Genomic DNA, 25,411 nt, shown 5'->3' with positions numbered 1-25,411 from the left:
CCTCGCTAAAGTTTCAAACGGTCCGGAGAAAGAACGCATGATCAACAGAAAAAGACGTGGGACGCGTTCGATCCTCCTCGGATTGTGCGTCGTCCAGGCTCTGGCCGCTCCGGTATCGGCCGCCCCCCTGTTTTCGCCACTACTCCAGGATCCGGCGTTCCAGGCAAGCGGTGGTTGCCTGCGCGTGTTCTGCGCCGATGAGGCGCGTGTCGTCCATCATCATCACACGCGGGTCGTCGTGGTCCGGCCGGTTCGCCCCTGGGTGCGGCGCCCCTATTACGGTGCCGTGGTTGCCGGCGTAGTCTTGGGGACGATCATCGTTGCCTCCAGCGTGCCGCCTGCGCCCAGTCCGCAGCTATGCTGGTACTGGTCCAGCCCACAGCAGAACCGGGGCTATTGGGATTATTGCAAACCGCATTGAGACGAGGCGTTAGGCCGTATCAGAGCGCCCGGTCATGGAGTTTCCGTCAAAGGATGAGCTCCGAAAGATCCGGCCCGATGCGCGCAGGAGGTTTAAGAGAATGAGCATGTCCATGATCGGCAGGCTTGCGGTGTGTCTCTCAATGGTCGCGATGCTGTCGGCCTGCGTCACACGCCCGGGGCCGGAAGTCCTCGACGTGCCGAAGATCAGCACCCGCGTGACCGGCACACGCCAGGTCACCGTCTATGTCGCGACCATGCGCGCGCGTCCGGATCCTGATCGCAATGTCTTTACCAATGAAACGGCAGACAAGCTCAACTATGCCGCCTTCACCATCTCGATCCCCCCGGTGCATCGTCCGGGCGAGATCGAATGGCCCAAGGAAGGCACGCCTGATCCTGCCGCAAGCTTCGTGACGATCCAGCAGAAGGTTCTCGATCCGGCAAGTTTTCATAAAGCGATCAGCCTTGCCCAGACAGGGAGCCGATCTCAGGTGGGCGTCTTCGTGCACGGCTTCAACACGAGTTTCCAAGAGGCTCTGTTCCGCCTTGCGCAGATCAACGCCGATTCCGACGATGGCAGCCGGACCCCCATCCTCTTTTCCTGGCCATCAGAGGCAAGCGTGACAGGCTATCTTGCCGACAAGGATGCCGCCACCGCTTCGCGTGACGGATTGAGCCAACTGCTCGATGACCTCGGCCGCAACCCGGCGGTGCGCAAGGTAACACTGATTGGCCACAGCATGGGCGGATGGCTGTCCGCCGAGGCGCTCCGGCAGCTGCGCCTCTCGCAGAAATCGGCAATTTTTACAAAGCTCACGGTGTTTCTGGCGGCGCCGGATATCGACGTGCAGGTCTTCCGATCGCAACTCGCCGTGATCGGTTCACTCTCCCCACCGATGACGGTGCTCGTCTCCAAAGACGATCGAGCACTCGCCGTTTCGCGTCTCCTGGCGGGTCAGCGGCGGCGCATCGGTGCGCTCGATGTCAGTGATCCGCGTGTCAAACAGGCAGCCGACCTCGGCAAGCTCGAGATCATCGATATATCCGCGCTCTCGACAAAGGATCAATTCAACCACAACCGCTTCGCCCAGGTCTCTGCTCTCGCGCCCATCCTGGCGCCGGTCGAGGCAGATTCGTCCGGCGTCAAACGCAGCCCCGGAACCTTCGTGCTGGACACACTGAGCGCCACGCTCACCTCGCCCTTGCTGCTGCTGCCCAAGGCTGGACAGCCAGGCCCGTGACATCGGGGGCAGGGGTGGCCGGGCGCAGGCCTTAAGGCTTCTGGGAAGGTGCTTCGATTCTCGGAAAATAGAGGAGGCGCGCCTTTCCGGGACGCGCCGCAGCCGATTGTCCTACGGAGGGAGCCGGAACACCTCAGACAACCGGACACTTTCACAGCAGATTTCAACCGGAACTGACAACGACGAGTCTATCTCCGCGCATGCGGAGGAACCATAATTGCCGCACCGGTTTCCAACCGTGTCCAGGGTCTATCTCCGCGCATGCGGAGGAACCTCGTTCGGGCGCGGCTACGAGGTCAGCCATACGGGTCTATCTCCGCGCATGCGGAGGAACCATTTTGCGCGGTGCAAGCCTCGGCTCCTGCCTGGGTCTATCTCCGCGCATGCGGAGGAACCTCTTGCCCTTAAGTGCCTGATTGTTCGAACAATGTCAAAGAGCAGTCAACGATAAGGTCGACGTTTACAATCGGACGTCGCCAGTCAGGTTCACGCGGTCCTATAGCCGACCTTGAGCCTTGGCCCGTCTTGAGCTCGTCCCAGCGGTCTGCGCAACATTCTAAACGGATGTGACGCTATCCTTCAACTCGTCCAGCGGTCCTTCGAGCGCCGTGCGGGGCAGGACAAGCTGCGGTTCGATGAGGACGATGCGGGGCGCATCTTCTGCTGAGTCCAAGAGTTCAAACCCTTTTTCCAGCATCTCGGAAATGTTCGGCCGGATCATGTACACGGGGAAGGGAAGGAAGGAGCCGAAGGGGTCGTAATCGAAGCAACCCACGACGATATCGCCAAAAACTTCGCCGTCGTGCTTGCTCATGAAGCGAAGCAGCCCTTCGAAATTGACCGATGAATTGATGAAAAAGCACCGCGGCAGGAGGCCGTGGCGTTCGTAGAAGCGCTCGAAGGCAAGGGCCGTGATGCTCGGCGAATAGCCGGTGCTCTCCATGTCGTCGCCGAGGCAAGTTCCGAAGATCTCGGCCTTTGCGGCGTGAAAGCCGATGATGCGTTCGCGGCTGGCATGGTCGTCGCGGCCGCCGAACATATAGACATCGTCGGCCGTCAGAGGGCCTGCCTGCTGGGCATGCCGAATGATTGCCAGCGTGAGCGCCTTGGCGCCCTGCCGGTTGTCGGAAATGACGGACGAGGCGAGTTTCCCCGGAAGGTCTATGTTGATATGCGGCAGGTTTGCCCGCGCACACACCTTGTGAACGCCATCGGGATCTGTTGCGCCCGCGATGAACAGGAGATCAATCGAATAGGCGACAAGCGATTCGACGGTCCGGCGCTCTTCTTCCGGATCGCGTCGTCCCGCGACCACCACCGGCATCAAGCCGCGTTTGCGCGCCTGCGCCTCGAACGTTTGCGCCATCGTGGAAAAGAAGCGCGTGTCGTAGATGGGCAGAAGCAGTCCCGCCAGTCCCGACCGGGAACTCCTCAGCGCCCTGGCCTGCTGGTTTGCGGTGTATTTGTGCTCCTGCGCCAGCAAGATGATCCGGTTGGCCGTCTCTTCCGAGATCCTCCGCTTGCGCCAGGTGCCATTCAACACAGCGCTCACCGTCGAGGCCGACGCACCCGATTTGACCGACAGGTCGTAGATCGTTGCCTTCCTCTGTTCCTTCTCAGTCATGCCGGAATCACCTCCCCCGTCTTGTACGTTGTAGATGCCAGCCCCTCTTGACGAAAGCCCGCTTGGTGATAATGTGCGTGCACCATCGATTGTGCAACCTAGAAATATCGATTGTGCAGGTGGTTCGCTTGAGGAGCGACGCTGGAGGGGCCTGTGACAGGCATCGTAGATCCAACGCCAGGGCGCGAGCTCTTGCAGGCATGTCTTTACGCGTCAGGGATAGTTTTGAAGAGGAGGACCCCATGAAGAGAATTATGTCAGTCGCGCTTGGCCTTTCGCTGGCGCTCTTTACTTCCACCGTGTCATTCGCTGCCGAAACCAAGATTGGCGTCGTCGTGAAGATTGGTGGCATTCCGTGGTTCAACGCCATGGAAGCCGGCATCAAGGAGCAGAGCGCAAAGCTCGGGGTCAATGGTTTCATGGTGGGCCCCACCAGTGCCGACCCGGCCTTGCAGGTTCGCGCCATCGAGGATCTGATCGCTCAGAAGGTTGATTTTATCGGCGTCGTTCCGAACGACTCCAAGGTGCTGGAGCCGGTGCTGATGAAGGCGCAGGCCGCGGGCATCAAGGTCATCACGCACGAATCGCCGAAGCAGGCGGGTGCGGACTGGGATTTCGAACTGGCATCCGCGAAGGGTTTCGGTGAGGCCCACGGCAAGCTTCTGGCCGAAAAGATGGGCGGCAAGGGCTCCTATGCCGTGTTCGTCGGTTCGCTGACGGTGCCGTTGCACAATGCCTGGGCCGATGCGGCAATCGCCTATATCAAGGCCAATTATCCCAACATGAAGCTCGTCGGTGACCGTTACGGCGTTGCCGAAGATCTCGACAAGAGCCGCTCCACGGCGCTCGACCTGATGTCGGCCAACCCGGATCTCGCAGGCTTCATGGCGTTTGGGTCGCAGGGTCCGATCGGCGCCGGACGCGCCGTCGAAGAGCGCCGCAAGGACGGCAAGGTCTTTGTCGTCGGGCCGTTCTCGCCGGGGCAGGGCGCCAAGCTGATCAAGAGCGGCGCATTGACGGGCGGCTTCATGTGGAACCCGAAGCAGGCCGGCGAAGTCTTCGTGACGCTTGCCGACCGCATTGCCAAGGGGCAGGCACCGAAGGCGGGTGAGACCATCGACGGTCTCGGCACCATTACGCCCGAAGGCAACACCATCATCGTCGATCAGCTTCTGAAGATCGACAAGGAAAGCATCGACAAACTGGTGTCGATGGGGCTCTGATCCTCCCGGAGCTGCAGGGGTCGCGCGGGCGACAGCGTCCGCGCGACCCCATTTTCAATAAAAACAAGACAGTCGAATGGTCACGGCAAGCGTGGTCAGACGGAGTACACGTTATGTCGGGCGCACATCCGCTTCTCTCCCTGAAAGATATCAAGGTTACCTTTGGCGGCGTGCGTGCCCTCAAAGGCGTCTCCTTCGAGGTCAATCCGGGCGAGGTCCATTGTCTGGCCGGTGAAAACGGTTGCGGCAAGAGCACGCTCATCAAGGTCATCACCGGCGTTTACAAGCCGGAAGAGGGCGCCGAGTTCCTGTTCGACGGCAAGCCGATTGCCGCGATGACGCCGACACTCGCCCAGTCCTTAGGGATTCAGGTGATCTGGCAGGACCTGGCGCTTTTCGGCGAAATGTCTGTTGCCGAAAACATCGGTTTCCAGCTTGCCGTGAACGGCAAATACGGCCTCATCGACAAGCGCGCCATCGACGCTGCGGCGGAAAAGGCCTTGGCGCGTCTCGGCGTCAATCTCGATATCCATCAGCCGTTGAAAGATCTGCCGATCGCCCAGCGCCAGATCGTGGCGATTGCCCGTGCGCTGGTGGGCGAAGCGCGCCTCGTCTTCATGGATGAGCCGACGGCGTCTCTCACGCAATCGGAAACCGATTACCTGATCGAGATCGTGCGCAATCTCTCGGCTTCCGGTGTTGCCGTGGTTTTCGTGTCTCACCGCCTGGCGGAGGTGCTGGAAATCTCCGACCGCATGACAGTGCTGCGCGATGGCTCGCTCGTCGGTGTCTATCCGGTCGAAGGCATGACCCAATCCCGCGTGACCGAATTGATGACCGGCCGCAACTTCGACAATGCCGTGATTGCCACCGATCATGACGACGCACCCGTCGTTCTCTCGGTCCGCAACCTCACGCGCCATGGCGAATTCAGCGATGTTTCCTTCGATTTGAAGCGCGGCGAAACACTCGGCATCACCGGCCTTCTCGGGGCGGGCCGCACGGAACTGGCGCTCACCCTGTTCGGCATGCGCGCCGCCCATTCCGGCGAGATCCTGCTGGAGGGAAAGGCGGTCAGCTTCGGCTCCAACCGCGATGCGATCCGCGCGGGCATTGCCTATCTTTCCGAGGACCGACTGTCGCTCGGCCTCAATCAGCCGCAGTCCATCGCCGACAATCTTGTCATGGCGTCGCTCGACCGTATCCTGTCGGGTGGCCTCATTTCGCCATCGCGAAAGGCAAAGGTCGTTTCGCGCTGGATCTCGGAACTCGGCGTCAAGATCGGCACGCCGGATGACCCGATCCGCACCCTTTCAGGCGGCAATCAGCAGCGCGTGGCGATTGCCAAGTGGCTGGCGATCAGCCCCAAGATCCTGATCCTCGATGCCCCGACCGTCGGCGTCGATGTCGGCGCGCGCGCCGGCATCTTCGAGATCGTCCGAAAGCTGGCAGCCGAAGGTCTGTCGATCATCGTCATTTCCGACGAAGCGCCGGAAGTCTATTTCAACACCGACCGCGTCATCCACATGGCGGAAGGCCGCTTCCAGGCGGTTTACGACCCGCGTCAAATCTCGCTTACAGAATTGGAGTCCGCCGTCTATGCGTAGGCTCGTCTCAGGTCATACGACCGAATTTACCCTGCTTGCCGTGATGGTCCTGCTTTGCATCGGGCTGTCCTTTGGCACCGATCGGTTTTTCACCATCTCCAACGCCTTTGACGTGCTGAACGTCTCGGCCGTCAACATCATCTTCGCGGTCGGACTGCTGGTTGTGCTGATCTCGGGCGGCATCGATATTTCCTTCGCCGTCGCCGCCTCGGTCGTCCAATATGTTGCGGTTCTCGCGCTTGCAGCACTCGGCGGCGGCAATTGGGCCGAAGGCTTCATCATTGCCGGCGTGGTCGGCATTGGCCTTGGGCTGATCAATGCCTTTCTGGTCTATCGCCTGCAGATCATTTCGATCGTCGCGACCATCTCGACCTTCAACATCTTCTTTGGCCTGTTGATGTTCTTCACCAAGGGCGTGTCGATCTACAACCTGCCGGACTGGCTCTCCAACCGTGTCGTGTTTTACGAACACGAGATGGCGGATGGCTCCTGGGTGGAACTCACGCTGCCGGTGGTGGTGATGGTGCTCTGCTGCATTGCCACCTCCTTCATGATCTCGCGCACGACGACCGGCCGCAAGCTTTATGCCTTCGGCGATAATCCGGAAGGTGCCCGTCGCTTCGGCATCAATATCGGTGCCATGCATTACATCTCCTTTGGCTGGATGGGTCTGATGGCGGGTATCGCCGGGCTCATGCAGGCGCATTACGCGCAGGAAGTGGTGCCGAACGCCCTCTATGGCCGCGAGCTTGATGTTCTGGCCGCGACCGTCCTTGGCGGGGCGCGTCTCGGCGGCGGCAAGGGTTCGGTGCTGGGTTGCGTGCTTGGCGTGCTTCTGGTCTCGATTACCCAGAACGGCCTCAACCTGATGGGCGTCTCTCCCTTTGCCTTCAAGATGATTGTCGGCGCCATCATCCTTGCAGCCATCACGCTCTCGTCGGCCCGCTTCGACAAACTCCTGCCTGATGCCCTGAAAAGCTCCGCACGCAAAGGAAGCCAGCGCTCATGAAGACCTTTGTCCAGAAGTTCAATGCCACGTTCGGCGCGGATATGGGCGGCCCGGTGATTGCATTTATCGCCGTGATGCTGATCTTTGGCCTCGCAGCGGATAATTTCCTGTCATTCGGGACCTTTGGGTCGGTTGCGTTCCAGCTTCCCGAACTCGGCCTGTTGACGCTTGCCATGCTGCTGCCGCTTCTGACCGGCGGTATCAACCTGTCGATCACCTTTACCGCCAATCTTTCGGGACTTGCGGCGGCATGGGTGCTGCAGGCGCATGGTGGTGCGGACGCTCCGCTGAGCGCCTTCGTCTTCGCCTGTGTGGCCGCGCTTGTGACCGGCGCTGCTGCCGGCGCCTTGACCGGTGCTGCCATCGCCTATACCCGCGCGCATCCGATCCTCGTCACCCTGTCGATGATGATCTTTCTGCGGGGGCTCGGCGAGTTCCTCACCCGTGGCGGCGACGTGTCGGGCTTTCCCGCCTATGTCGCGCCCATCGGCCATGGATCGTTTCTCGGCCTTCCCATCCCGCTCCTGATCTTCCTTGTCTGCGTGGCCGTCTGGCATGTCCTGTTGACGCGCAGCAAGCTCGGCTTCGGCCTGCTGATGATCGGCTCCAACATGGACGCGGCAGACTATTCCGGCCTCAACACGCGCAAGATCGTTGTCCTCGTCTACACGCTGTCGGGGATCATGTGCGCAGTTGCCGGCATCATCATGCTTGCCCGGTTCAATTCGGTGCGCGTCGGCCACGGCGAATCCTATCTGCTGATTACCGTGCTTGCGGCCTTCTTGGGCGGCGTCAATCCGTTCGGCGGGTTCGGTCGGGTGCTGCCGGTCTTCGTCGCCCTGGTCGTCCTGCAGCTTCTGTCGTCCGGCCTCAACCTGATGGGCGCCAACCAGCACCTTGCGACGGCTCTCTGGGGCGTGTTGATGATCGTTGTCATGGCTGCGCGCACACTGGCATCCCACTATCGCATTTTCACGAGAAAGAAGGCCTGACGTGCAGGGACTTGGCATACATGCAATGATGTGGACCACGGTGTGGGACCACGCAGGGGCAGAGCGCGCCATCGAAGGTGCCGCCCGCTACAAACAGGATTTCATCGAGATCCCTCTGATCGATATTCCGTCCGTCGATGCCAAACACAGCCGCGGCCTGCTGGAAAAGCACGCGCTTCGCGCTGCCTGCTCGCTGGTCATGCCAGAGCATGCCTGGCCCTCGCGGCGTCCGGATGCGGCAATCGAGCACCTGAAGTCAGCCCTCGACACGGCGGCCGCGATGGGCGCCGAGGCGCTGACCGGCGTCACCTATGGCGGCACCAACGAGCGGACCGGTTTTCCGCCGACGGAAGCGGAATACGACAACCTGACGCGTGCGCTCGGGGCTGCAGCGACACACGCCAAAAGCCTCGGACTTCAGTTCGGCATCGAAGCGGTCAACCGCTATGAGAACCATCTCGTCAATTCCGCGGCCCAGGCCGTTGCGCTGGTCGAGCGGATCGGTCTCGACAATGTCTTCGTCCACCTCGACACCTTCCATATGAACATGGAGGAGAAGGGCGTTGCGAACGGCATCATCGCGGCCCGTGACCACCTCAAATACATGCATATGTCGGAGAGCGACCGGGGAACGCCGGGCTACGGAAACGTGCCGTGGGATGCGATCTTCGCGGCACTCGCCGCCATCGGCTTCAAGGGTGCGCTGACGCTGGAGAGTTTTGCGGCGATGCCGACCGAGATGGCGGGCGCCATCTCCACATGGCGTCCGGTTGCCCGCGATGCCGAACAGGTCTTCGAAGATGGCCTTTCATTCCTGCGCAACAAGGCGGTTCAGTACGGGCTGGCGTGAGCCGGGCCGGACAGATAGCGAGGAGGTATTCAATGGCTGATACGGGTTCAACTGGGATCGCGGCAACGGCAAAGGCCATCGCCGAGGCCTCTTTCGAGCGCTTCAATGCGTTCGGTCGGCGGCGGATTCTGGTCGCCATTGCCGGTGCGCCGGGCTCTGGCAAATCGACGCTGGCCGAACATGTCGTCGATCTCCTGGGAAAAGATTTTGGCGCGCAAGCCGCGCTCTTTCCCATGGACGGCTATCATTACGACGATGCCGTGCTGAACGAGATGGGTCGGCGGCCCTTCAAGGGCGCCATCGATACCTTCGATGCGCATGGCTTCCGCCATATGCTGCAGCGTCTCAAGGCCAATGAAGACGATGTCATCGCCGTTCCCGTTTTCGACCGGTCGATCGAGATCGCGCGGGCCGGCGGCCGGCTTATTGCGCAATCGACGGAGATCATCGTCTGCGAGGGCAACTATCTCCTGGCGCAGCAGGCGCCGTGGGACCGGCTGAAGCCGATCTTCGACCTCACCGTTTTCGTTGACGTTGACGTCGATGAACTGCGCCGTCGTCTTCAGGAGCGCTGGCGCGGCTTCGGTTTGCCCGCAGAGGAAATCGCCCAGAAGGTCGAGAAGAACGACCTGCCGAACGGGCTCTTCATCATGTCAAACAGCGCAGAGCCCGATCTGCGCGTGAATAACAGCGCCTGAGCCTGCCTCAACGTCCGGCAGCCCCTTGGGCGTCACTATCAAAGGGAGTCATCCATGAAACACGGAATTTACTATTCGTACTGGGAGCATGAATGGAGCGCGAAGTTCGGCCCTTACGTCGAGAAGGTCGCCAAGCTTGGCTTCGACCTCATCGAGGTGGCTGCGCACCATATCAATGAGTACAGCGATGCCGAGCTCGCCACCATCAAGCAGAGCGCCATCGACAACAACATCATTCTGACGGCCGGCATTGGTCCTTCGAAGAGCAAGTATCTGTCGTCCCCTGATGCGGATGTTCGTGCAGCCGGCAAGGCGTTCTTTGAAAAGACGCTCACCAATGTTGCCAAGCTGGATATCAAGACGATCGGCGGCGCCCTGCATTCCTATTGGCCGATCGATTATTCACAGCCGGTGGACAAGGAAGGCGACTGGGCGCGCGGTGTTGAAGGCATTCACGGCATTGCCGATTTCGCCAACAATCTCGGCATCAATCTGTGCATCGAAGTGCTTAACCGCTTCGAAAACCACGTTCTGAACACGGCCGCCGAAGGCGTCGCCTTCGTCAAGCAGGTCGGCAAGCCGAACGTCAAGGTCATGCTCGATACGTTCCATATGAACATCGAGGAAGACAGTTTTGGCGATGCGATCCGCACCGCAGGCCCGCTTCTTGGCCATTTCCATACCGGCGAAAGCAATCGCCGCGTTCCCGGCAAGGGCCGCATGCCCTGGCATGAGATCGGCGCGGCGCTTCGCGAGATCAACTACACCGGCGCAGTCGTGATGGAGCCCTTCGTCAAGACCGGTGGCACGATCGGTTCCGACATCCGCGTCTGGCGTGACCTGAGCAATGGGGCCGACGAAGCCCGGATGGATGAGGATGCACGCAATTCGCTGGCGTTTTCGAGATTCGTCCTCGGCGGCTGATTTGCCGGCCTGAATCCGTTCCTGCGCAAGACTGGTTCTTCCGATAAGAAGAGCCAAGCTTGCGCAGGGGCAACGCGACCTTTTCAGGCGATCCGTCACCGATCGTCTTCGCGCGCTACGCTGATGCGCTTGAGGTCGTCGAAGACATGCTTGTTTCCGGCCCAGATCTCTCCCGGTTCCGTCAGGCTGCCGGCAAATTCGGCCAATCCGCCAGCCTCGCGGATCAGAACGATCCCGGCCATGCAGTCCCAGCAGAACAGGGTCGGATCGTAGTAGCCGGCCAACCGGTTGGCCGCGACATAGGCCAGCATCAGGGCGCCCGACCCGACCCGGAAGAGGACGCCGCCCTCCTGATAAAGGCGGGTGACGAAACCACCGGCCTGTCGCGGATCGGCTCTCTCTGTGCCGCCAAAGCCGACTGTCGTCGAACGGATCGTCCAGTCCGGATTGATGGAGAGCGGCTTGCCGTTCAGCGTTGCGCCTCCCCCTGACCGCCCCACATAGATCTCGTCGAACATCGGGGCCGCAACCACCCCGATCACCGGTTCACCCGCATGCATCACGGCCACCGAGACCGTCCAGTTCGGCTGGCCGACCAGAAAGGCCATGGTGCCATCGATCGGATCGATCACCCAATCGTAGCCGGAACTGCCGCTCGTTGATCCCGCTTCTTCGCCCACGATGCCGTCGGCGGGGAAGTGTTGCTGGATCGTCGCGCGCAGATAGGCTTCCGTCGCTTCATCGGCGGCGCTGACGATATCCTGCGAGGATGCCTTTTCGGTCCATTCCAGCTTTTCCGGATGCGCCAGGAATGAGCGCGCCATTTCCCCTGCCGCACGCGCCATCCGTTCGGCAAGCGCTGCGCGGGCAGCCAGTTCGCTGGAATTGCCGTGCTGATGGTTCATGGTGACCTCCCTCCCTGACGTCGAGACAGCATAAATCGGCAATCAATGCTATTGCAAATGTAAAAATACAGATGTATCGATAATGCGTCCCGCCGGGAGGATTAACGGGCCTAACACATTGATGTAGCGCAATATACGCATGTGAAGTGCGGGCGGCGAAGCTGTGTCTTTTGGTAGGTTTGCGGGCACGAAGACGGTTTTGGGTGTGCTGGATGGAGGCGCTGAGGCGCGCCTGACGGCTCCCGTTTGTCTGAAGATTGAACAGGGCTGCCGGGGAGGCCGCCTTCACCATAGGAGGAGTGGAATGAAACGTCTGTTGAAAATCTGCGCAAGCGTGCTGGCCCTGACGGCGGCAACTGCGAGCATGCCGCTTGTCGCCCATGCAGACTGGCTTGAAGATGCGGCCAAGCCCCTGAAGGGCACCGAAATCAGCGGCATCTTCCTGGATCGCCCCGGCTACCGCGCCATCATCAAGCTCCTGCCGGAGTTCGAGAAGAAGACCGGCATCAAGGTCAATTACGAAATCGTCCCTTACGAAAACACCCGCGAGAAGGAAGTGTTGAACTTCACCTCGCAGGGCGACCTGACGATGGCGCTGGTGGACCTGGTCTGGATCGGCGAGTTTGCCGAAAACGGCTGGATCGATCCGATCGAAAAATACACCAAGGACAAGTCGATCACCGACCCGAACCTGAAGCTGGATGGCTTCTTCCCGCTTCTCTTGGATGCCTTCGGCTCCTGGGGCGGCAAGACCTACGGCCTTCCCTTCGACAACTATTCCGGCCTGCTGTTCTACAATTCCTGCAAGCTGAAGGAAGCCGGTTTCGACAAGCCGCCGGCCACCTGGGACGAGTTGATGAAGGTCTACGCCCCCAAGCTGACGGACGCTTCGAAGAACCAGTATGCCTATGCGCTGCAATCGCTGCGCGGCGAAACCCAGTCGGCTGACAGCTTCATGCGCTTCCTGTGGCCGTTCGGCGGCTCGCTGCTCGACAAGCAGTTCAAGTCGAACCTGATGAGCAAGGAAAGCCAGACCGGCCTCAACTTCCGTCAGGACCTGATGAAATACATGCCGCCGGGCATCGTCAGCTTCGACCATGCAGAAGCCGTCAACGCGCTGGCCCAGGGCCAGGTCGCGATGATCACCGAATGGTCGGCTTTCTACGGCACGCTGGTCGATCCGGCGACATCCAAGCTCGGCGATTGCCTGGCCGTCGGTCCTGAACCGGCCGGTCCCGCCGGTCGTCTGCCGGCGCTTGGCGGCTTCTCGCTGGCGGTCGCAGCACAGGCCTCCGAAGCGCAGAAGAAAGCCACCTGGCTCTTCATCCAGTGGGCCACCTCGGAGGATATTGCCAAGTCCTACGTGGAAGCAGGCGGCGTCTCCGGCCGCATGTCGGTCTATAACGACCCGGCCATCAAGGCGAAGTACAAGTTCGTAGAGCCCATGGTTGCTTCCTGGCAGAAGGGCGTGCCGGAATTCCGTCCGCGCTTCCCGGCATGGCCGGCCATTTCGGAAGTGGTTGCCGAATGGGGCTCCAAGATCATGCTGGGCCAGGTGTCTGTCGAAGCAGGCTCCAAGGAAATCGGCACCCGCATGGAAGATATCCTGAAGAAGGAAGGCTACTACGACGGCAAGAAGAAGCTGCTGCAGTAACCCCTGACATCCTCCGACACCTCCCAGGGTGTTTGCTAAGGCAGATGGTGGCGCTCCGTCGCCACCATCTGCTGCCTTCTCTGGATCCTGCGGAACCACATCATGCTTCATCTTCATGAAAAGGCGCTGGCGGAACTTGGCGATTGTCTCGCCGGTATCGATGGCAGCCAATTCGACGCGGCAATCCATGCGATCGCCACGGCCAATCGTATCGCTCTTTATGGGGTGGGCCGCGAGGGGCTCCAGATCAAGGGGCTCGCCATGCGCCTGTTCCATCTGGGCCTCAACGCATCGGTGGTAGGGGATATGACGACCCCGCCGCTTGGCAAGGGCGATCTGTTGATCGTTTCGGCAGGCCCCGGCGACTTTTCCACGGTCTCGGCGCTGATGGGAGTGGCGAAGGCTGCCGGTGCCCGCGTTCTCGTGGTGACGGCACAACCGGCCGGTGCCGCTGCAGCCCGCGCAGATCTCGTGCTGCATGTGCCGGCACAGACCATGGCCAATGATCAAGGTGCCGGCACCTCGGTGTTGCCCATGGGGTCGCTTTACGAGGGCGCGCTTTATGTTGCCTTCGAACTGCTGGTGCTGGGCATCCGCGACACGCTCGGCGTGACGCCTGCTGCCATGCGCGCCAACCATACCAATCTGGAATGAGAAAACAGGCGCGGCTCCCTCATGGGCTCCGCACCCCTTCCATCAGGGCATGAACAGGATAAGTCGATGACGAGCATCACGCCGCCACCCCAGGTCAGACCCAATCGCGGTTACGGCCGATGGACACCGTTCTGGTTTCTGGCGCCGGCTGTCTTCACGCTGTTTATCATCGGCATCTATCCCACCATCTTTGCGCTGGTCACGTCGTTCAGGCGCTACAACATCGCGCGCCCGCGGGATGGCTTCCCGTTTGTCGGCCTGGAAAACTACACATCCGTGCTGACGGACGGCACCTTCTGGGCCTCTCTGTTTCTCACCGGGCAATTTTACGTCACGGTGCTGCCGATCGAGATCGCGCTGGGTCTGGTAATTGCGCTTCTCTTGCACAAGCCGGGCATGGGCTTCTTGAAGTCGCTGGCGCGCGTCACGCTGGTGGTGCCGCTTGCCACCACCTATGCCGTGGTCGGTCTCATCGGCCGCCTCATCTTCAACCGTGATTTCGGCGTCGCAAACTGGTTTCTTGATCTCTTCGGTATCGGTGCCCTGGACTGGCTTGGCTCCCAGACCGGTGCCTTTGCTGCGATCGTCATCATGGATATCTGGCAGTGGACACCGTTCTGCGCCCTTATCTTCCTCGCCGGCCTTTCGATGGTGCCGGGGGAAATCGAGGAAGCGGCGCGTCTGGAAACATCCTCCAAATGGGCAATGCTGAAACATGTGCAACTGCCCTACCTGATGCCGGGCCTGACCGCGCTTCTCATCCTGCGCTCGGCCGATGTTCTGAAGCTGTTCGACATGGTGTTCGTCATGACCCGCGGCGGTCCCGGTTCGGCAACCGATCTGGTGTCCGTCTACATCCAGCGTGTCGGCTTCCGCGTCTTTGATCTTGGAACGGCCTCGGCTCAGGCCATCCTGCTCCTCATCATCACCATCCTGATCAGCCGTCTTTACATCCGCGTACTCTATAAGGAGGTCAACTGATGCGCTTCTCCTCGGGCAAGATCCTCCACGCCATCGGGCTGACCGCGGTTATCCTGTTCACGTTGTTTCCGTTCTACTGGATGGTGTCGGCGAGCTTCAAGACGCAGGCGGATATCCTCGCATCGCCACCCGTCTGGGTGTTTGCGCCGACGCTCGATCATTACCGGGAAATCTTTGCGGATTCCAAGGTCCTGGGCGCTGTCGGCAATTCGCTGATCATCGCAACGGCGACGACCGCCCTTGCCGTCCTCCTCGGTGCGCCGGCCGCCTTTGCATTGGCCCGCTATGAATTTCGCGGCAAATCCGATCTCTGGTTCTGGTTCATCTCCAACCGCATGACGAGCCCGATTGTTCTGGCCTTGCCGGTCTATATCCTGGCGCTGCAATTGAAGATGCTGGATACGCATCTCGTGCTGATCCTGATCTATCTCACGTTCAACCTGCCGATCGTGGTGTGGATCTGCACGGACCAGTTCAAATCCATTCCGCCGGATCTGGAACAGGCCGCACGTCTGGATGGGGCCGACCAGTTCACCATCTTCCGCAAGATCTATCTGCCGCTCGGCGCGCCGGGCATCGCGGTCTCGGCCATCTTCTCCTTCATCTTCTCCTGGAACGAGTTGCTCTACGCGCTCGTGCTCACACGCCGCGACGTGCAGACAGCCCCCGTCGTCGCGACCAGCTTCATGTCCGGCTATGAACTGCCCTGGGGCAAGATCATGGCGACCGGCACGGTCATCGTTCTGCCCGTCACCATTTTTGCACTGATCGTATCGCGGCACATGGTGCGTGGCCTCACCATGGGAGCGACCAAATGAGCAGTGCAAACCCGCTCGGCATCAATCTGTCCTTCTGCGTCAAACGGTGGGTGACGCCGCAACTCTGGGCGCCCGTTGTGCGCGACCAGTTGGGCCTCGACCTCATCCAGTTCTCGTTTGATCTTCTCGATCCCATGTGGCCGTCGCCTCTCGTCTCCCGGCATGCGCGCGACATACGCAACGCCGCAGGTGACCATGGCATCACCATTCACAGCGCCTTCATCGGCCTTGCCCATTACACCTTCAACCAGCTGCTCCATCCGGATGAAGCGGTGCGTGATTACGCCGAACAATGGATGGAACGCGCCTATGGATTTGCCGCCGAAGCGGGCATTGCCCGGGTTGGCGGGCCGCTGGGGGCAATCGCCTCCCGCGTGGATGGCAGCGAGGCTGCCAGCATCGACGAGCGCGATTATAAAAGCCTGGTCGAACGCATGCTGCGGCTTGGTGACAAGGCAAAGGCCGCAGGCCTCAGCGAACTCTATGTCGAGCCGACGCCGATGCGCCGGGAATGGCCGTGGACGGTCGATCAGGCGCGGCAGATGATGACGGACGTGGCCGGGAGCGCAACGCCGTGGAGCCTCTGCGTCGATTGGGGCCACGGGACCTTCCAGCCGCTTTACGGCTCCGATGCCGATACCATGGAGCCGTGGTTTGCCGGGCTGACCGACGCCATCACCGCCGTGCATATTCAGCAGACGGATTATCAGTTCGACCGCCATTGGGATTTTACCGAGGCGGGCAGGGTGGATCCGATCGAGGCCCGCAACCTCTTGGCTCGCACGGGGCTTGCACAATCTCCGGTATTCCTTGAAGTGTTCTATCCCTTCGAACGGGATAGCAAATCCATACTGGACGCACTCAAGGCATCGGTCCTGTCTCTCAAGCAGGCTTTTGCCTGATCAAGGAGACGAATGACGATGGCAGCCAAGGGATCAGACAACAGCAATGCAATCCTTGAGGACATGGACGCGCAGCAGATCCGCGCCCGCGTCGCCTGGCTGTATTTCATCGGCGGTCTGACCCAGCAGGAGATCGCCGACCAGCTCGGTCTGACGCGGCTGCGTGTCAACAAGACGCTTGGCCAGCTGCGAAACGACGGCTCGGTGGTCGTCGATATCCGCCTGCCCATGGCCAAGTGCATTGAGCTTGAGCAGAGGCTCCGCGAACGGTTTCATCTGGAGGACGTCTGCGTCGTTCCCACGCTCGCCGACGATCTGGAAAACCAGCGTGCTGTCGGTGATGCAGCCGGCGGCATGCTCGACAGGCTTCTGGAAGACGGCATGGGTCTTGGGGTCGGGTGGGGCAAGACTCTGACGGCCGGGCTGAAACGTCTGACGCCCCGCCCGCTTCCCAACAGCTGGGTCACCTCCATCATGGGCGGGCTGACGCGCGGGTCGGGCTCCAGCACGTTCGAGGTCGCGACAGGCTATGCGCGGGCGATTTCGGCGGAATGCTATTATCTCACAGCGCCGCTTTATTTCCCGTCCGCCGAGAGCCGGGAGGCACTGCTCTCCCATCACGGCATTCGCGAGACCATGCGCCGGGCCCGCTCGGTGGATGTCGCCCTGGTCTCCTGCGGCGATATGACCGCCCGTTCGCTTCTGGTGCAGACACCGACGGTTTCCGAGAACCTCGAGGGGATCCTGGCGGCCGGTGCCGTGGGAGATCTGCTGGGCGTTTTCCTCGATGGCGAGGGAAAGCCGGTGGACCATCCCCTCAACGAGCGCGTGCTGTCCGTCTCGCCGGAGCAGCTGAAATCGGTGCGCCATTCCATTCTCGCCTCCGGCGGCTGGTACAAGGTCAATATCATCCGCGCCATCCTGCGCGGCGGTTACATCAAGCGTCTGGTGACGGACGAAAAATGCGCCAGTGCCCTTCTGGATGCGGCGCATCCCCCTCGAAACGATAGCCAATAGAAGAACTTGTCCCGCGCCCTGCCGGGATACGACGTGATTGGGAGTGAAAGAGCATGACGTTCCTGCAGTTGGACAACATCAAGAAGACGTTTGGAGAGCTGAGCGTCATCAAGGGTGTGAACATATCCGCCTCCAAGGGGGAATTCGTCGTGTTCGTGGGGCCTTCCGGCTGCGGCAAGTCGACCTTGCTGCGCATGATCGCAGGCCTTGAAGACGTCTCCTCCGGCACGCTTTCCATCGATGGCAAGGTGGTGACCTACGAGGAGCCGGCAAAGCGCGAAGTGTCGATGGTCTTCCAGTCCTATGCGCTCTATCCGCACATGAGCGTGTTCGAGAACATGGCCTTCGGCCTGCGGATGGCAAAGCTGCCGGAGGACGAGATCAAGCGTCGGGTGAGCGAGGCCGCCCGCATTCTGCAGATCGAGGCGCTTCTGGAGCGCAAGCCGCGTGCACTGTCCGGTGGCCAGCGCCAGCGCGTGGCGATCGGCCGTTCCATCGTTCGCAATCCGAAGATCTTTCTGTTCGACGAGCCGCTCTCGAATCTCGACGCGGAACTGCGCAGCCAGATGCGCGTCGAAATTGCCAAGCTTCACCGCAAGCTGGGCGCGACCATGGTGTATGTGACGCATGACCAGGTCGAGGCCATGACGCTGGCGGATCGCATCGTCGTCCTGCGGGCCGGTCTTGTGGAGCAGATCGGGTCACCGACGGACCTCTACGATCGCCCTGCCAATACCTTCGTTGCCGGCTTCATCGGTTCGCCGAAAATGAACTTCCTGACGGCGAAGGTTTCGGGTGCCGATGCATCGAGCCTTCAGCTTGAACATCCCGCTTTCGAAGGCGGCACGCTTTCTCTGGCTCAGGGCTCGGCCTCCAAGGTTCGTCCCGGCGATACGTTGACCGTCGGCCTTCGCCCCGAACATCTCGATGTGGCTTCCGCAACGCCGCTGTTGCGGTTGACGGCGGATTTTGCGGAAAACCTGGGCGGCTCGACGCAGATTTATGCCCGCACAGGCGATGAGACGGTGATCATCCTCGCCAACGGCAGGCCGGAGCTTCACTCCGGCGGCCCGATCACGGCTGGAATAGACCCCCGCCACATCTATCTCTTTACGCTGGATGGGCTGGCACTCTGACCTCAGGAACGAAAAACATGAAAGCTCTAGTTCTGGAACGCAAAGGTGAACTGGCCATTCGCGATATCGATCTGCCCCGCGCGGTTGGTCCCGAGGATGTGAAGATTGCCATCCACACGGTCGGCGTCTGCGGTAGTGACGTGCACTACTATACCCACGGGGCCATCGGGTCTTTCGTGGTGAAAGAGCCGATGGTTCTCGGCCACGAAGCAGCCGGTACGGTCATCGAAGTCGGTTCCGCGGTAAAGACGCTGAAGGTGGGCGACCGGGTCTGCATGGAGCCGGGTGTCCCCAACATGGCCTCGCGCGCCTCCAAGCTCGGCCTCTACAATGTCGACCCGGATGTACGCTTCTGGGCAACGCCCCCCATCCACGGCGTGCTGACGCCGGAAGTGGTGCATCCGGCAGCCTTTACCTACAAGCTTCCCGATAACGTTTCCTTTGCCGAAGGCGCGATGATCGAGCCCTTTGCCGTCGGCATGCAGGCGGCAACCCGCGCCCGCATCACGCCTGGAGACGTGGCCGTGGTGATCGGATGCGGTCCGATCGGCATCATGACGGCCATTGCCGCCCTGGCCGGCGGTTGTTCACGGGTGATCATATCGGATCTCAGTGCTCCCAAGCTTGCCATCGCAGGGCAATATGCCGGCATTACGCCCGTCGACATCACGCAGACGTCGCTCCCGCAAACCGTTGCCGACGCCACGGATGGCTGGGGTGCCGATATCGTGTTTGAGGCAAGCGGCAGCCCGAAGGCCTATGCGGGAATTTTCGATCTCCTGCGTCCGGGCGGAACGCTGGTGCTGGTGGGCCTGCCGGTCGAGCCGGTGGCCTTTGATATTCCCGCCGCGATCTTCAAGGAAGCACGCATCGAAACCGTCTTCCGCTATGCCAACAATTTTGACCGCGCGGTCAACCTCATCGCCTCCGGCAAGGTCGATCTGAAGCCGCTGATCACCGACACCTATGCATTTTCCGAGAGCATCGTGGCCTTCGAGCGGGCGGCGAAGGGCCTGGCGGACGATGTGAAGCTGCAAATTCGGCTTATCGATTGAAGGCGGCGAACTCGACGGGAGTGTCATCATGACGAGTAGTTTGAACGGCAAGGTCGCGGCGATCACAGGGGCAGCGTCGGGGATCGGACTTGCCTGTGCCCGCAAGCTGATAGACGAGGGCGCGACGGTCGTGCTCATCGACAGGGCAGAAGACAAGCTGCGCTCGCTGTGTGCCGAGCTTGGCGAGCGCAGCCGCATGCTGGTTGTCGATCTCCTCGATGGTCCGCAGGTTTCCGGCCTTTTGCCGCGGATTCTGGATGTCGCCGGAGACCTCGACATTTTTCACGCCAATGCCGGTGCCTATGTGGGCGGCGCGGTGGCAGAGGGTGATCCCGACGTCTGGGACCGCATGCTGAACCTCAACATCAACGCCGCCTTCCGCAGCGTGCACGCGGTCCTGCCGCATATGATCGCCAGGAAAAGCGGCGATATCCTGTTTACCAGTTCGGTGGCAGGTGTCGTGCCGGTGGTCTGGGAGCCGATCTATACGGCGTCCAAGTTTGCCGTGCAGGCCTTCGTGCACACCACCCGCCGCCAGGTGTCACCGCATGGCGTGCGCGTCGGTGCCGTTCTTCCAGGGCCTGTGGTGACCGCGCTTCTCGATGACTGGCCGAAGGAGAAAATGGAGGAGGCTCTCGCCAATGGCAGCCTCATGCAGCCGCAGGAGGTGGCCGAGGCGGTTCATTTCATGGTGTCTCGTCCACGCAATGTGGTCATTCGGGATCTTGTGATCTTGCCCAATAGCGTCGATCTATAGCGGAACTGCAGTGAGTCGCCGAAGGAGTAGGGCATGAGTGGTTCCAGGTATTTTATCGGGGTTGATGTCGGCACGGGCAGTGCACGCGCCGGTGTCTTCGATGAAGAAGGCCAATGCCTTGGAACCGGCAAGCGCGACATCGAGATCTATCGCGATCACGCGCATATGGTTGAGCAGTCGAGCGCCAATATCTGGCAGTCCGTGTGCCATTCGGTGCGGGCTGCCGTGGAGGCGGCCGGGATTTCCTCGCAGAGCGTCGTGGGCATCGGCTTTGATGCCACCTGCTCGCTTGTCGTGCTGGGTGAGGGGGGCAAATCCCTGGCGGTTGGCCCCTCGGAGCGGCCGGAACGCGATATCATCGTCTGGATGGACCACAGAGCCATCGGGCAGGCGGAGCGGATCAATGCGCAGGGTCATGACGTCCTGCGTTATGTCGGAGGTCGTATTTCTCCCGAGATGCAGACGCCCAAGCTGCTGTGGCTGAAGGAACATCGGCCGGACACGTTTGCCGGCGCCTGGCAATTCTTCGATCTGGCGGATTTCCTGACCTGGCGTTCGACGGGAAGCCTTGCGCGCTCCACCTGTACGCTTGCCTGCAAATGGACCTACCTTGCCCATGAACGTCGCTGGGACCCGGATTATTTCCGCCAGATCGGCCTCAGCGAACTGGCCGACGAGGCGTTTTCCCGGATCGGACAGGAGATCGTCGAGCCTGGTACGCCGGTCGGGCAGGGCCTCACGGAAGCTGCAGCGCACGATCTTGGCCTGCCTGTCGGAACGGCGGTTTCCGCCGGGATGATCGACGCCCATGCGGGCGGTATCGGCACGGTCGGCATTGGCGGGACGCCTGAGCTCAACATGGGTTACGTCTTCGGCACGTCCTCCTGCACGCTGACCTCGACCACCGATCCGAAATTCGTGCCCGGTGTCTGGGGACCCTATTTCTCGGCCATGGTTCCTGGCCTCTGGTTGAACGAAGGCGGACAGAGCGCCGCCGGTGCGGCGATCGATCAACTGGTGAGTTTTCATCCGGCTTTCCCAGAGGCTAGCGAACGGGCGCGCGCGCTGGGCGTGCCGCTTCCGGTGATGCTGGCGGATCTGGCGGTTGCAAAGCAGGCCGACGCCTCTGAGGCAGTGTCCCTTGCCAGGGGGCTTCATGTCGTGCCGGAGTTTCTCGGTAATCGCGCGCCATTTGCAGATCCCGCCGCACGTGCCGCGATTGCAGGCCTCGGCATGGAACGGGATCTCGACAGCCTGATCGCGCTTTACGTCGCCGGCGTCTGCGGCATCGGCTATGGCCTGCGCCAGATCATCGAGGCGCAGGCGCAGGCAGGCGCAGACGTGCAGCAGATCATCATCAGCGGCGGTGCTGGTCAGCATGATTTCACCCGGCAGCTTCTTGCCGATGCCAGCGGCAAGCCGGTGATCGCGCCCCAGACCCTTGAGCCTGTTCTCATGGGCGCAGCCTTGCTGGGTGCTACGGCGGCGAAAAGCTTTGCTGATCTGAAGCAGGCGATGCAAGCCTTGAGCCGGCCGGGCCGCGTCTACCAGCCCGCTGTCGGACAGATACGGACAACCCACAAGAACCGCTATTCCGCCTTCTGCACTCTGCAACTCGAACTGCGGAAAATGCGGGACTTTTGACGTCGCTTCCCCCAGGTAAGCAAAGGCGATGACACGCACGAACGCCAGGCTGGCTGACCGTTTCCCGGTTCCGTTTGGCGTTCGTGATGGACATCTGCACCTTGCCGCGACACTGCGCCCGGCGCGTCAAAAAAATCAGCTGCGTATCTGAAGGAGCGGGGCGATATAGCCCTTGGCTAAGGCTTTTACCAGACGCCCTCGTGCAGTCTGGCCGCCTCTTCGGCAAGGAGCGGGCCGATGACGTTGACCCGCCGCTGACCGGCGTCGAACACCATGCGGCAGGGCAGGTCGAGTGTCGGATTTTCCGGATGATCGCCGGTTATGCCTTTGAGGTCGCTTTCGGCAAGGCCGAAGACGACGGTGCCGATGCCCGCCCAGTAGGCGGCACCAGCACACATCGCGCAGGGCTCGGCGGACGTGTACATCGTGCAGTGCGCCAGAAAATCCGGCCGATAGGCTTGCGAGGCGCGCGTCATCAGCACCCGCTCGGCATGGCCCGTCATGTCATGGTTCGGGTGATAGGCATTTTGCTGTTCCATCAGGACGACCCCATCCGGACCGACGAGGATGGCACCAAACGGATGATTGCCAGCTTCTCTTGCCCGCATCGCCACGGCAAATGCCTGGCGTAGGAAGCCGTCGTGATCCCAGCCAGCTGGTGTGTCTTGCGCCATGCCGTCGCTCCCGCCTCCATTGTTTCGGGGGAAACCTGCGCGAGAAGAACACCCCTGACAAGCACCAATTCTCGCCCGTATCGTTCGGAAAAACGCAACACGACGGACGGCCGTGGCAGGCAGAGGATCTCGGCCTGCTGAGCGCGCCACAAGGTCGCCCCGCGATTCGTTTGACCATCGTGCATCAGACAGAAGGCACGATGCGGTGGCAGAGGCGCTTGCGGACGTGATTGCGTCCCGTCTGTTGTTACGATGACACAGGCAGCTCCAACCCCCTGCCATACAAGGCTTTCGTCCCGAGCCGGCAGGGTTCACTCGATCGTTAACCCGAAGCTTGCGCGAAATTTCCTCATGAAATCAAGGGAGCCCGCAAGGATTGCAGGTCTGCGCAAGCTTCGCCCATGCTCCATCGTTAACCCTTTGTTAACCATGCCGGCGCTAGGCATGATCAACGATTTGTTTACGTAGATGACCAAAGTGCTAACAGACGCCCGCTCCATCCGCATCAAAGGCCGCTCATTCCTGGCGGTGGTCCTGTCTCCGGACATGCCGCTCGACGACTGGCTGACGCGCCTTGACGATCTGGCGAAGCGCTCGGCCGGGTTTTTCCTCGGCCGGCCGGTGGTGCTCGATGTCACTGACCTTGGCCTCGACCGGGCACAGATGAAGGAATTGATCGCAGCCCTTGGCGAGCGCAATGTCAGCATCATGGGCATCGAAGGGGCGCGTCATTCCGCCATCGGCCCAGGCATGCCGCCGGCACTGAAGGGCGGGCGTCCGGCCGGCGATGTCGAGGTGCCGGAACAGGAGGCACCTGTTGAGACGGCGAAGGCCGACAACCGGCCCGAGATCGCAGAGCCCCGGCAGACGCTGCAATCGCTGGTGATCCGCGAACCGGTCAGGTCCGGGCAATCGATCATCTTTACCGAGGGAGACGTGACCGTCGTCGGCTCGGTGGCCTCGGGCGCGGAAATCATCGCCGGCGGCTCGGTGCATATCTACGGCGCGCTGCGCGGGCGGGCCATGGCGGGATCGGTGGGGAACGCATCGGCCCGCATCTTCTGCCGCAAGCTCGAAGCCGAGCTGGTGGCGATCGACGGTGTTTACAAAATGGCCGAGGATCTGGCCCCCGAGCTTCATGGACAACCGGTCCAGCTATGGCTCGAGGGCGACGCGATCATCGCCGAAAAACTGATGTGAGCCGCATGCGGCAAGAACAGGAGAGCAAGATGGGCAAGGTAATCGTCGTCACGTCAGGCAAGGGCGGGGTAGGCAAGACCACTTCGACAGCAGCCCTTGGAGCCGCGCTTGCGCAGCGCAATGAAAAGGTCGTCGTCGTGGATTTCGACGTCGGGCTTCGCAATCTCGATCTCGTCATGGGCGCCGAGCGCCGGGTCGTCTACGATCTGGTCAACGTCATCCAGGGCGACGCCAAGCTGCCGCAGGCGCTGATCCGCGACAAGCGGCTGGAAACCCTGTTCCTGCTGCCGGCCTCGCAGACCCGTGACAAGGACAACCTGACGGCCGAAGGCGTCGAGCAGGTGATCGGCGAGCTGAAGCGTTATTTTGACTGGGTCATCTGCGACAGCCCGGCCGGTATCGAGCGCGGCGCAACCCTTGCCATGCGCCATGCCGATGTCGCCGTGGTCGTTACCAATCCGGAAGTCTCGTCCGTGCGCGACAGCGACCGCATCATCGGGCTCCTCGATTCCAAGACGCTGAAGGCCGAACGTGGCGAGCGGATGGAAAAGCATCTGCTGCTCACCCGCTACGATGCCAACCGCGCCGAACGCGGCGATATGCTGAAGGTCGAGGATGTGCTGGAAATCCTGTCCATCCCGCTGCTCGGCATCATTCCGGAAAGCTCGGATGTGCTGCGCGCTTCCAATATCGGGGCACCGGTGACGCTGGCCGACGCCCGTTCGGCTCCTGCCATGGCCTATTTCGAAGCGGCCCGTCGTCTGGCCGGCGAAGCGCTGCCGGTTTCCATGCCGGGCGAGAAGCGCGGCATCCTCAGCAAGATTTTCGCACGGAGAGCCGCATGAGCATTTTCAAGCTTTTCCGCAAGCAGGTCTCGGCGCCGATGGCGCGGGAACGGTTGCAGCTGCTGCTCGCGCATGAGCGCGCCTCTGCCGGTTCGGATCTTGTCGCGATCCTGCGCGAGGAAATTCTGGCCGTCATCGCCAAGCATGTGCAGGTCGACAGCGACAAGGTGCGCGTCAAGGTGGACCGCGACGAGCACGTGTCGATCCTGGAGATCGATGTGGAAATCCCGCGGGATGCCGGCCTGATCGCCGCCTGACCGCCCAATCCGACCAAAATTCTGCAAAAGGCCATTCGTTCGCGGGTGGCCTTTTTCCGTTTCCGGATGGCGGCTAGACCCTAGGAAGGCGTTGACGGGGAGGGGGGGCGCCCCGATATTCAGCCTTGGAGGTCCAACGCCCCGCTCGCTTACCCGTATCCGGCCTGTTGCGCCGGCGTCTCCGGTGCCTGTTTCCGCCTCCCGCAGGGTTATGTCGCTGTTGTGTCGAAATTTCCCCTATAAAATCAATGTCTTGCGAGATTTTGTGAGATTTATGATTTTTGAGTGTTGACGTTTTGGGGGTGGTGGATCTATAAGCCC

Annotated in this window: 25 protein-coding genes; 22 read left to right on the top strand and 3 right to left on the bottom strand. The window is 61.3% G+C overall.

Translation table 11 applies throughout. From position 1 onward, the window contains the following. Positions 1-37: 37 nt before the first annotated feature. Both J2858_RS23255 and J2858_RS23250 read left to right on the top strand, forming a co-directional pair. Positions 38-421: a hypothetical protein gene (locus tag J2858_RS23255; RefSeq protein WP_210107264.1), complete on the top strand. Its 384-nt coding sequence runs from the start codon at positions 38-40 to the stop codon at positions 419-421. Between the two features lie 100 nt (positions 422-521). Continuing rightward, positions 522-1,664, top strand: a complete 1,143-nt coding sequence (locus tag J2858_RS23250) for an alpha/beta hydrolase (RefSeq protein ID WP_210107263.1) — start codon at positions 522-524, stop codon at positions 1,662-1,664. A gap of 556 nt (positions 1,665-2,220) precedes the next feature. Here J2858_RS23250 and J2858_RS23245 read toward each other — a convergent pair. Beyond that, a complete protein-coding gene (locus J2858_RS23245) occupies positions 2,221-3,288 on the bottom strand; it encodes a LacI family DNA-binding transcriptional regulator (protein WP_210107262.1) in 1,068 nt (355 codons plus the stop codon). Between the two features lie 242 nt (positions 3,289-3,530). On the opposite strand from J2858_RS23245, the gene J2858_RS23240 reads away from it, so the two are divergent. The 7 genes from J2858_RS23240 to J2858_RS23210 all read left to right on the top strand — a co-directional run bounded on the left by J2858_RS23240 (position 3,531) and on the right by J2858_RS23210 (position 10,591). Then, positions 3,531-4,511: a substrate-binding domain-containing protein gene (locus tag J2858_RS23240; protein WP_210107261.1), complete on the top strand. Its 981-nt coding sequence runs from the start codon at positions 3,531-3,533 to the stop codon at positions 4,509-4,511. A gap of 113 nt (positions 4,512-4,624) precedes the next feature. Continuing rightward, on the top strand, positions 4,625-6,118 hold the full coding sequence (locus tag J2858_RS23235) for a sugar ABC transporter ATP-binding protein (RefSeq protein ID WP_210107260.1): 1,494 nt from the start codon (positions 4,625-4,627) through the stop codon (positions 6,116-6,118). Beyond that, entirely contained in the window at positions 6,111-7,127 is a 1,017-nt protein-coding gene (locus J2858_RS23230) for an ABC transporter permease (protein WP_210107259.1), read from the top strand. The genes J2858_RS23235 and J2858_RS23230 overlap by 8 nt, the downstream gene beginning before the upstream one ends. Further along, a complete protein-coding gene (locus J2858_RS23225; protein WP_210107258.1) occupies positions 7,124-8,119 on the top strand; it encodes an ABC transporter permease in 996 nt (331 codons plus the stop codon). The genes J2858_RS23230 and J2858_RS23225 overlap by 4 nt, the downstream gene beginning before the upstream one ends. 1 nt (position 8,120) lies before the next feature. Beyond that, positions 8,121-8,969, top strand: coding sequence for a sugar phosphate isomerase/epimerase family protein (locus tag J2858_RS23220; RefSeq protein ID WP_210107257.1), 849 nt, complete (start codon positions 8,121-8,123; stop codon positions 8,967-8,969). Between the two features lie 32 nt (positions 8,970-9,001). After that, positions 9,002-9,667: a nucleoside triphosphate hydrolase gene (locus J2858_RS23215; protein ID WP_210107256.1), complete on the top strand. Its 666-nt coding sequence runs from the start codon at positions 9,002-9,004 to the stop codon at positions 9,665-9,667. Between the two features lie 54 nt (positions 9,668-9,721). Next, complete coding sequence (locus J2858_RS23210; RefSeq protein WP_210107255.1) at positions 9,722-10,591, top strand: sugar phosphate isomerase/epimerase family protein; 870 nt, start codon at positions 9,722-9,724, stop codon at positions 10,589-10,591. A gap of 95 nt (positions 10,592-10,686) precedes the next feature. Here J2858_RS23210 and J2858_RS23205 read toward each other — a convergent pair whose 3' ends face one another. Then, complete coding sequence (locus J2858_RS23205) at positions 10,687-11,496, bottom strand: inositol monophosphatase family protein (protein ID WP_210107254.1); 810 nt, start codon at positions 11,494-11,496, stop codon at positions 10,687-10,689. Between the two features lie 304 nt (positions 11,497-11,800). Here J2858_RS23205 and J2858_RS23200 point away from each other — a divergent pair, with 304 nt between their 5' ends. The 10 genes from J2858_RS23200 (at position 11,801) to J2858_RS23155 (ending at position 22,114) form a co-directional block, all read left to right on the top strand. Further along, entirely contained in the window at positions 11,801-13,150 is a 1,350-nt protein-coding gene (locus J2858_RS23200) for an ABC transporter substrate-binding protein (RefSeq protein WP_210107253.1), read from the top strand. 102 nt (positions 13,151-13,252) lie between these two features. Next, positions 13,253-13,804: an SIS domain-containing protein gene (locus J2858_RS23195; RefSeq protein WP_210107252.1), complete on the top strand. Its 552-nt coding sequence runs from the start codon at positions 13,253-13,255 to the stop codon at positions 13,802-13,804. Between the two features lie 66 nt (positions 13,805-13,870). Next, positions 13,871-14,785, top strand: a complete 915-nt coding sequence (locus tag J2858_RS23190) for a carbohydrate ABC transporter permease (protein ID WP_210107251.1) — start codon at positions 13,871-13,873, stop codon at positions 14,783-14,785. Then, the gene (locus J2858_RS23185) at positions 14,785-15,603 is read left to right on the top strand and encodes a carbohydrate ABC transporter permease (RefSeq protein WP_210107250.1); all 819 of its coding nucleotides are present in this window, start codon (positions 14,785-14,787) and stop codon (positions 15,601-15,603) included. The genes J2858_RS23190 and J2858_RS23185 overlap by 1 nt, the downstream gene beginning before the upstream one ends. Next, positions 15,600-16,505, top strand: coding sequence for a sugar phosphate isomerase/epimerase family protein (locus J2858_RS23180; RefSeq protein WP_210107249.1), 906 nt, complete (start codon positions 15,600-15,602; stop codon positions 16,503-16,505). Before J2858_RS23185 ends, J2858_RS23180 begins: the two co-directional genes overlap by 4 nt. Positions 16,506-16,517: 12 nt before the next feature. Continuing rightward, the gene (locus tag J2858_RS23175; protein ID WP_245367199.1) at positions 16,518-17,522 is read left to right on the top strand and encodes a sugar-binding transcriptional regulator; all 1,005 of its coding nucleotides are present in this window, start codon (positions 16,518-16,520) and stop codon (positions 17,520-17,522) included. A gap of 53 nt (positions 17,523-17,575) precedes the next feature. Beyond that, positions 17,576-18,658: an ABC transporter ATP-binding protein gene (locus tag J2858_RS23170; protein ID WP_210107248.1), complete on the top strand. Its 1,083-nt coding sequence runs from the start codon at positions 17,576-17,578 to the stop codon at positions 18,656-18,658. A 17-nt stretch (positions 18,659-18,675) separates the two neighbouring features. Next, positions 18,676-19,713 (top strand): NAD(P)-dependent alcohol dehydrogenase, encoded by a 1,038-nt coding sequence (locus J2858_RS23165; RefSeq protein ID WP_210107247.1) that lies wholly within the window; start codon positions 18,676-18,678, stop codon positions 19,711-19,713. Positions 19,714-19,741: 28 nt separating this feature from the next. Continuing rightward, a complete protein-coding gene (locus J2858_RS23160; RefSeq protein ID WP_210107246.1) occupies positions 19,742-20,470 on the top strand; it encodes an SDR family oxidoreductase in 729 nt (242 codons plus the stop codon). A gap of 33 nt (positions 20,471-20,503) precedes the next feature. Beyond that, positions 20,504-22,114, top strand: a complete 1,611-nt coding sequence (locus J2858_RS23155; protein ID WP_210107245.1) for an FGGY-family carbohydrate kinase — start codon at positions 20,504-20,506, stop codon at positions 22,112-22,114. Positions 22,115-22,299: 185 nt separating this feature from the next. On the opposite strand, the gene J2858_RS23150 is transcribed toward J2858_RS23155, so the two are convergent. Further along, positions 22,300-22,788 carry a nucleoside deaminase gene (locus tag J2858_RS23150; protein ID WP_210107244.1) on the bottom strand — a complete coding sequence of 163 codons (489 nt, stop codon included), beginning with the start codon at positions 22,786-22,788 and terminating at the stop codon, positions 22,300-22,302. Between the two features lie 468 nt (positions 22,789-23,256). Here J2858_RS23150 and minC point away from each other — a divergent pair, with 468 nt between their 5' ends. The 3 genes from minC to minE are packed head-to-tail and all read left to right on the top strand — an operon-like array spanning position 23,257 to position 25,090. Further along, complete coding sequence (minC, locus tag J2858_RS23145; protein WP_210107243.1) at positions 23,257-23,988, top strand: septum site-determining protein MinC; 732 nt, start codon at positions 23,257-23,259, stop codon at positions 23,986-23,988. Between the two features lie 29 nt (positions 23,989-24,017). Then, positions 24,018-24,833 carry a septum site-determining protein MinD gene (gene minD, locus J2858_RS23140; protein WP_210107242.1) on the top strand — a complete coding sequence of 272 codons (816 nt, stop codon included), beginning with the start codon at positions 24,018-24,020 and terminating at the stop codon, positions 24,831-24,833. Continuing rightward, on the top strand, positions 24,830-25,090 hold the full coding sequence (minE, locus tag J2858_RS23135; protein WP_210107241.1) for a cell division topological specificity factor MinE: 261 nt from the start codon (positions 24,830-24,832) through the stop codon (positions 25,088-25,090). The genes minD and minE overlap by 4 nt, the downstream gene beginning before the upstream one ends. Positions 25,091-25,411 lie beyond the last annotated feature (321 nt).

Source organism: Neorhizobium galegae (genome assembly GCF_017877135.1).
GTDB classification, from domain to species: Bacteria; Pseudomonadota; Alphaproteobacteria; order Rhizobiales; family Rhizobiaceae; genus Neorhizobium; species Neorhizobium galegae_A.
The sequence above is the reverse complement of the archived record's forward strand: the minus strand, read 5'-3'. Positions and strand labels throughout refer to the sequence as shown.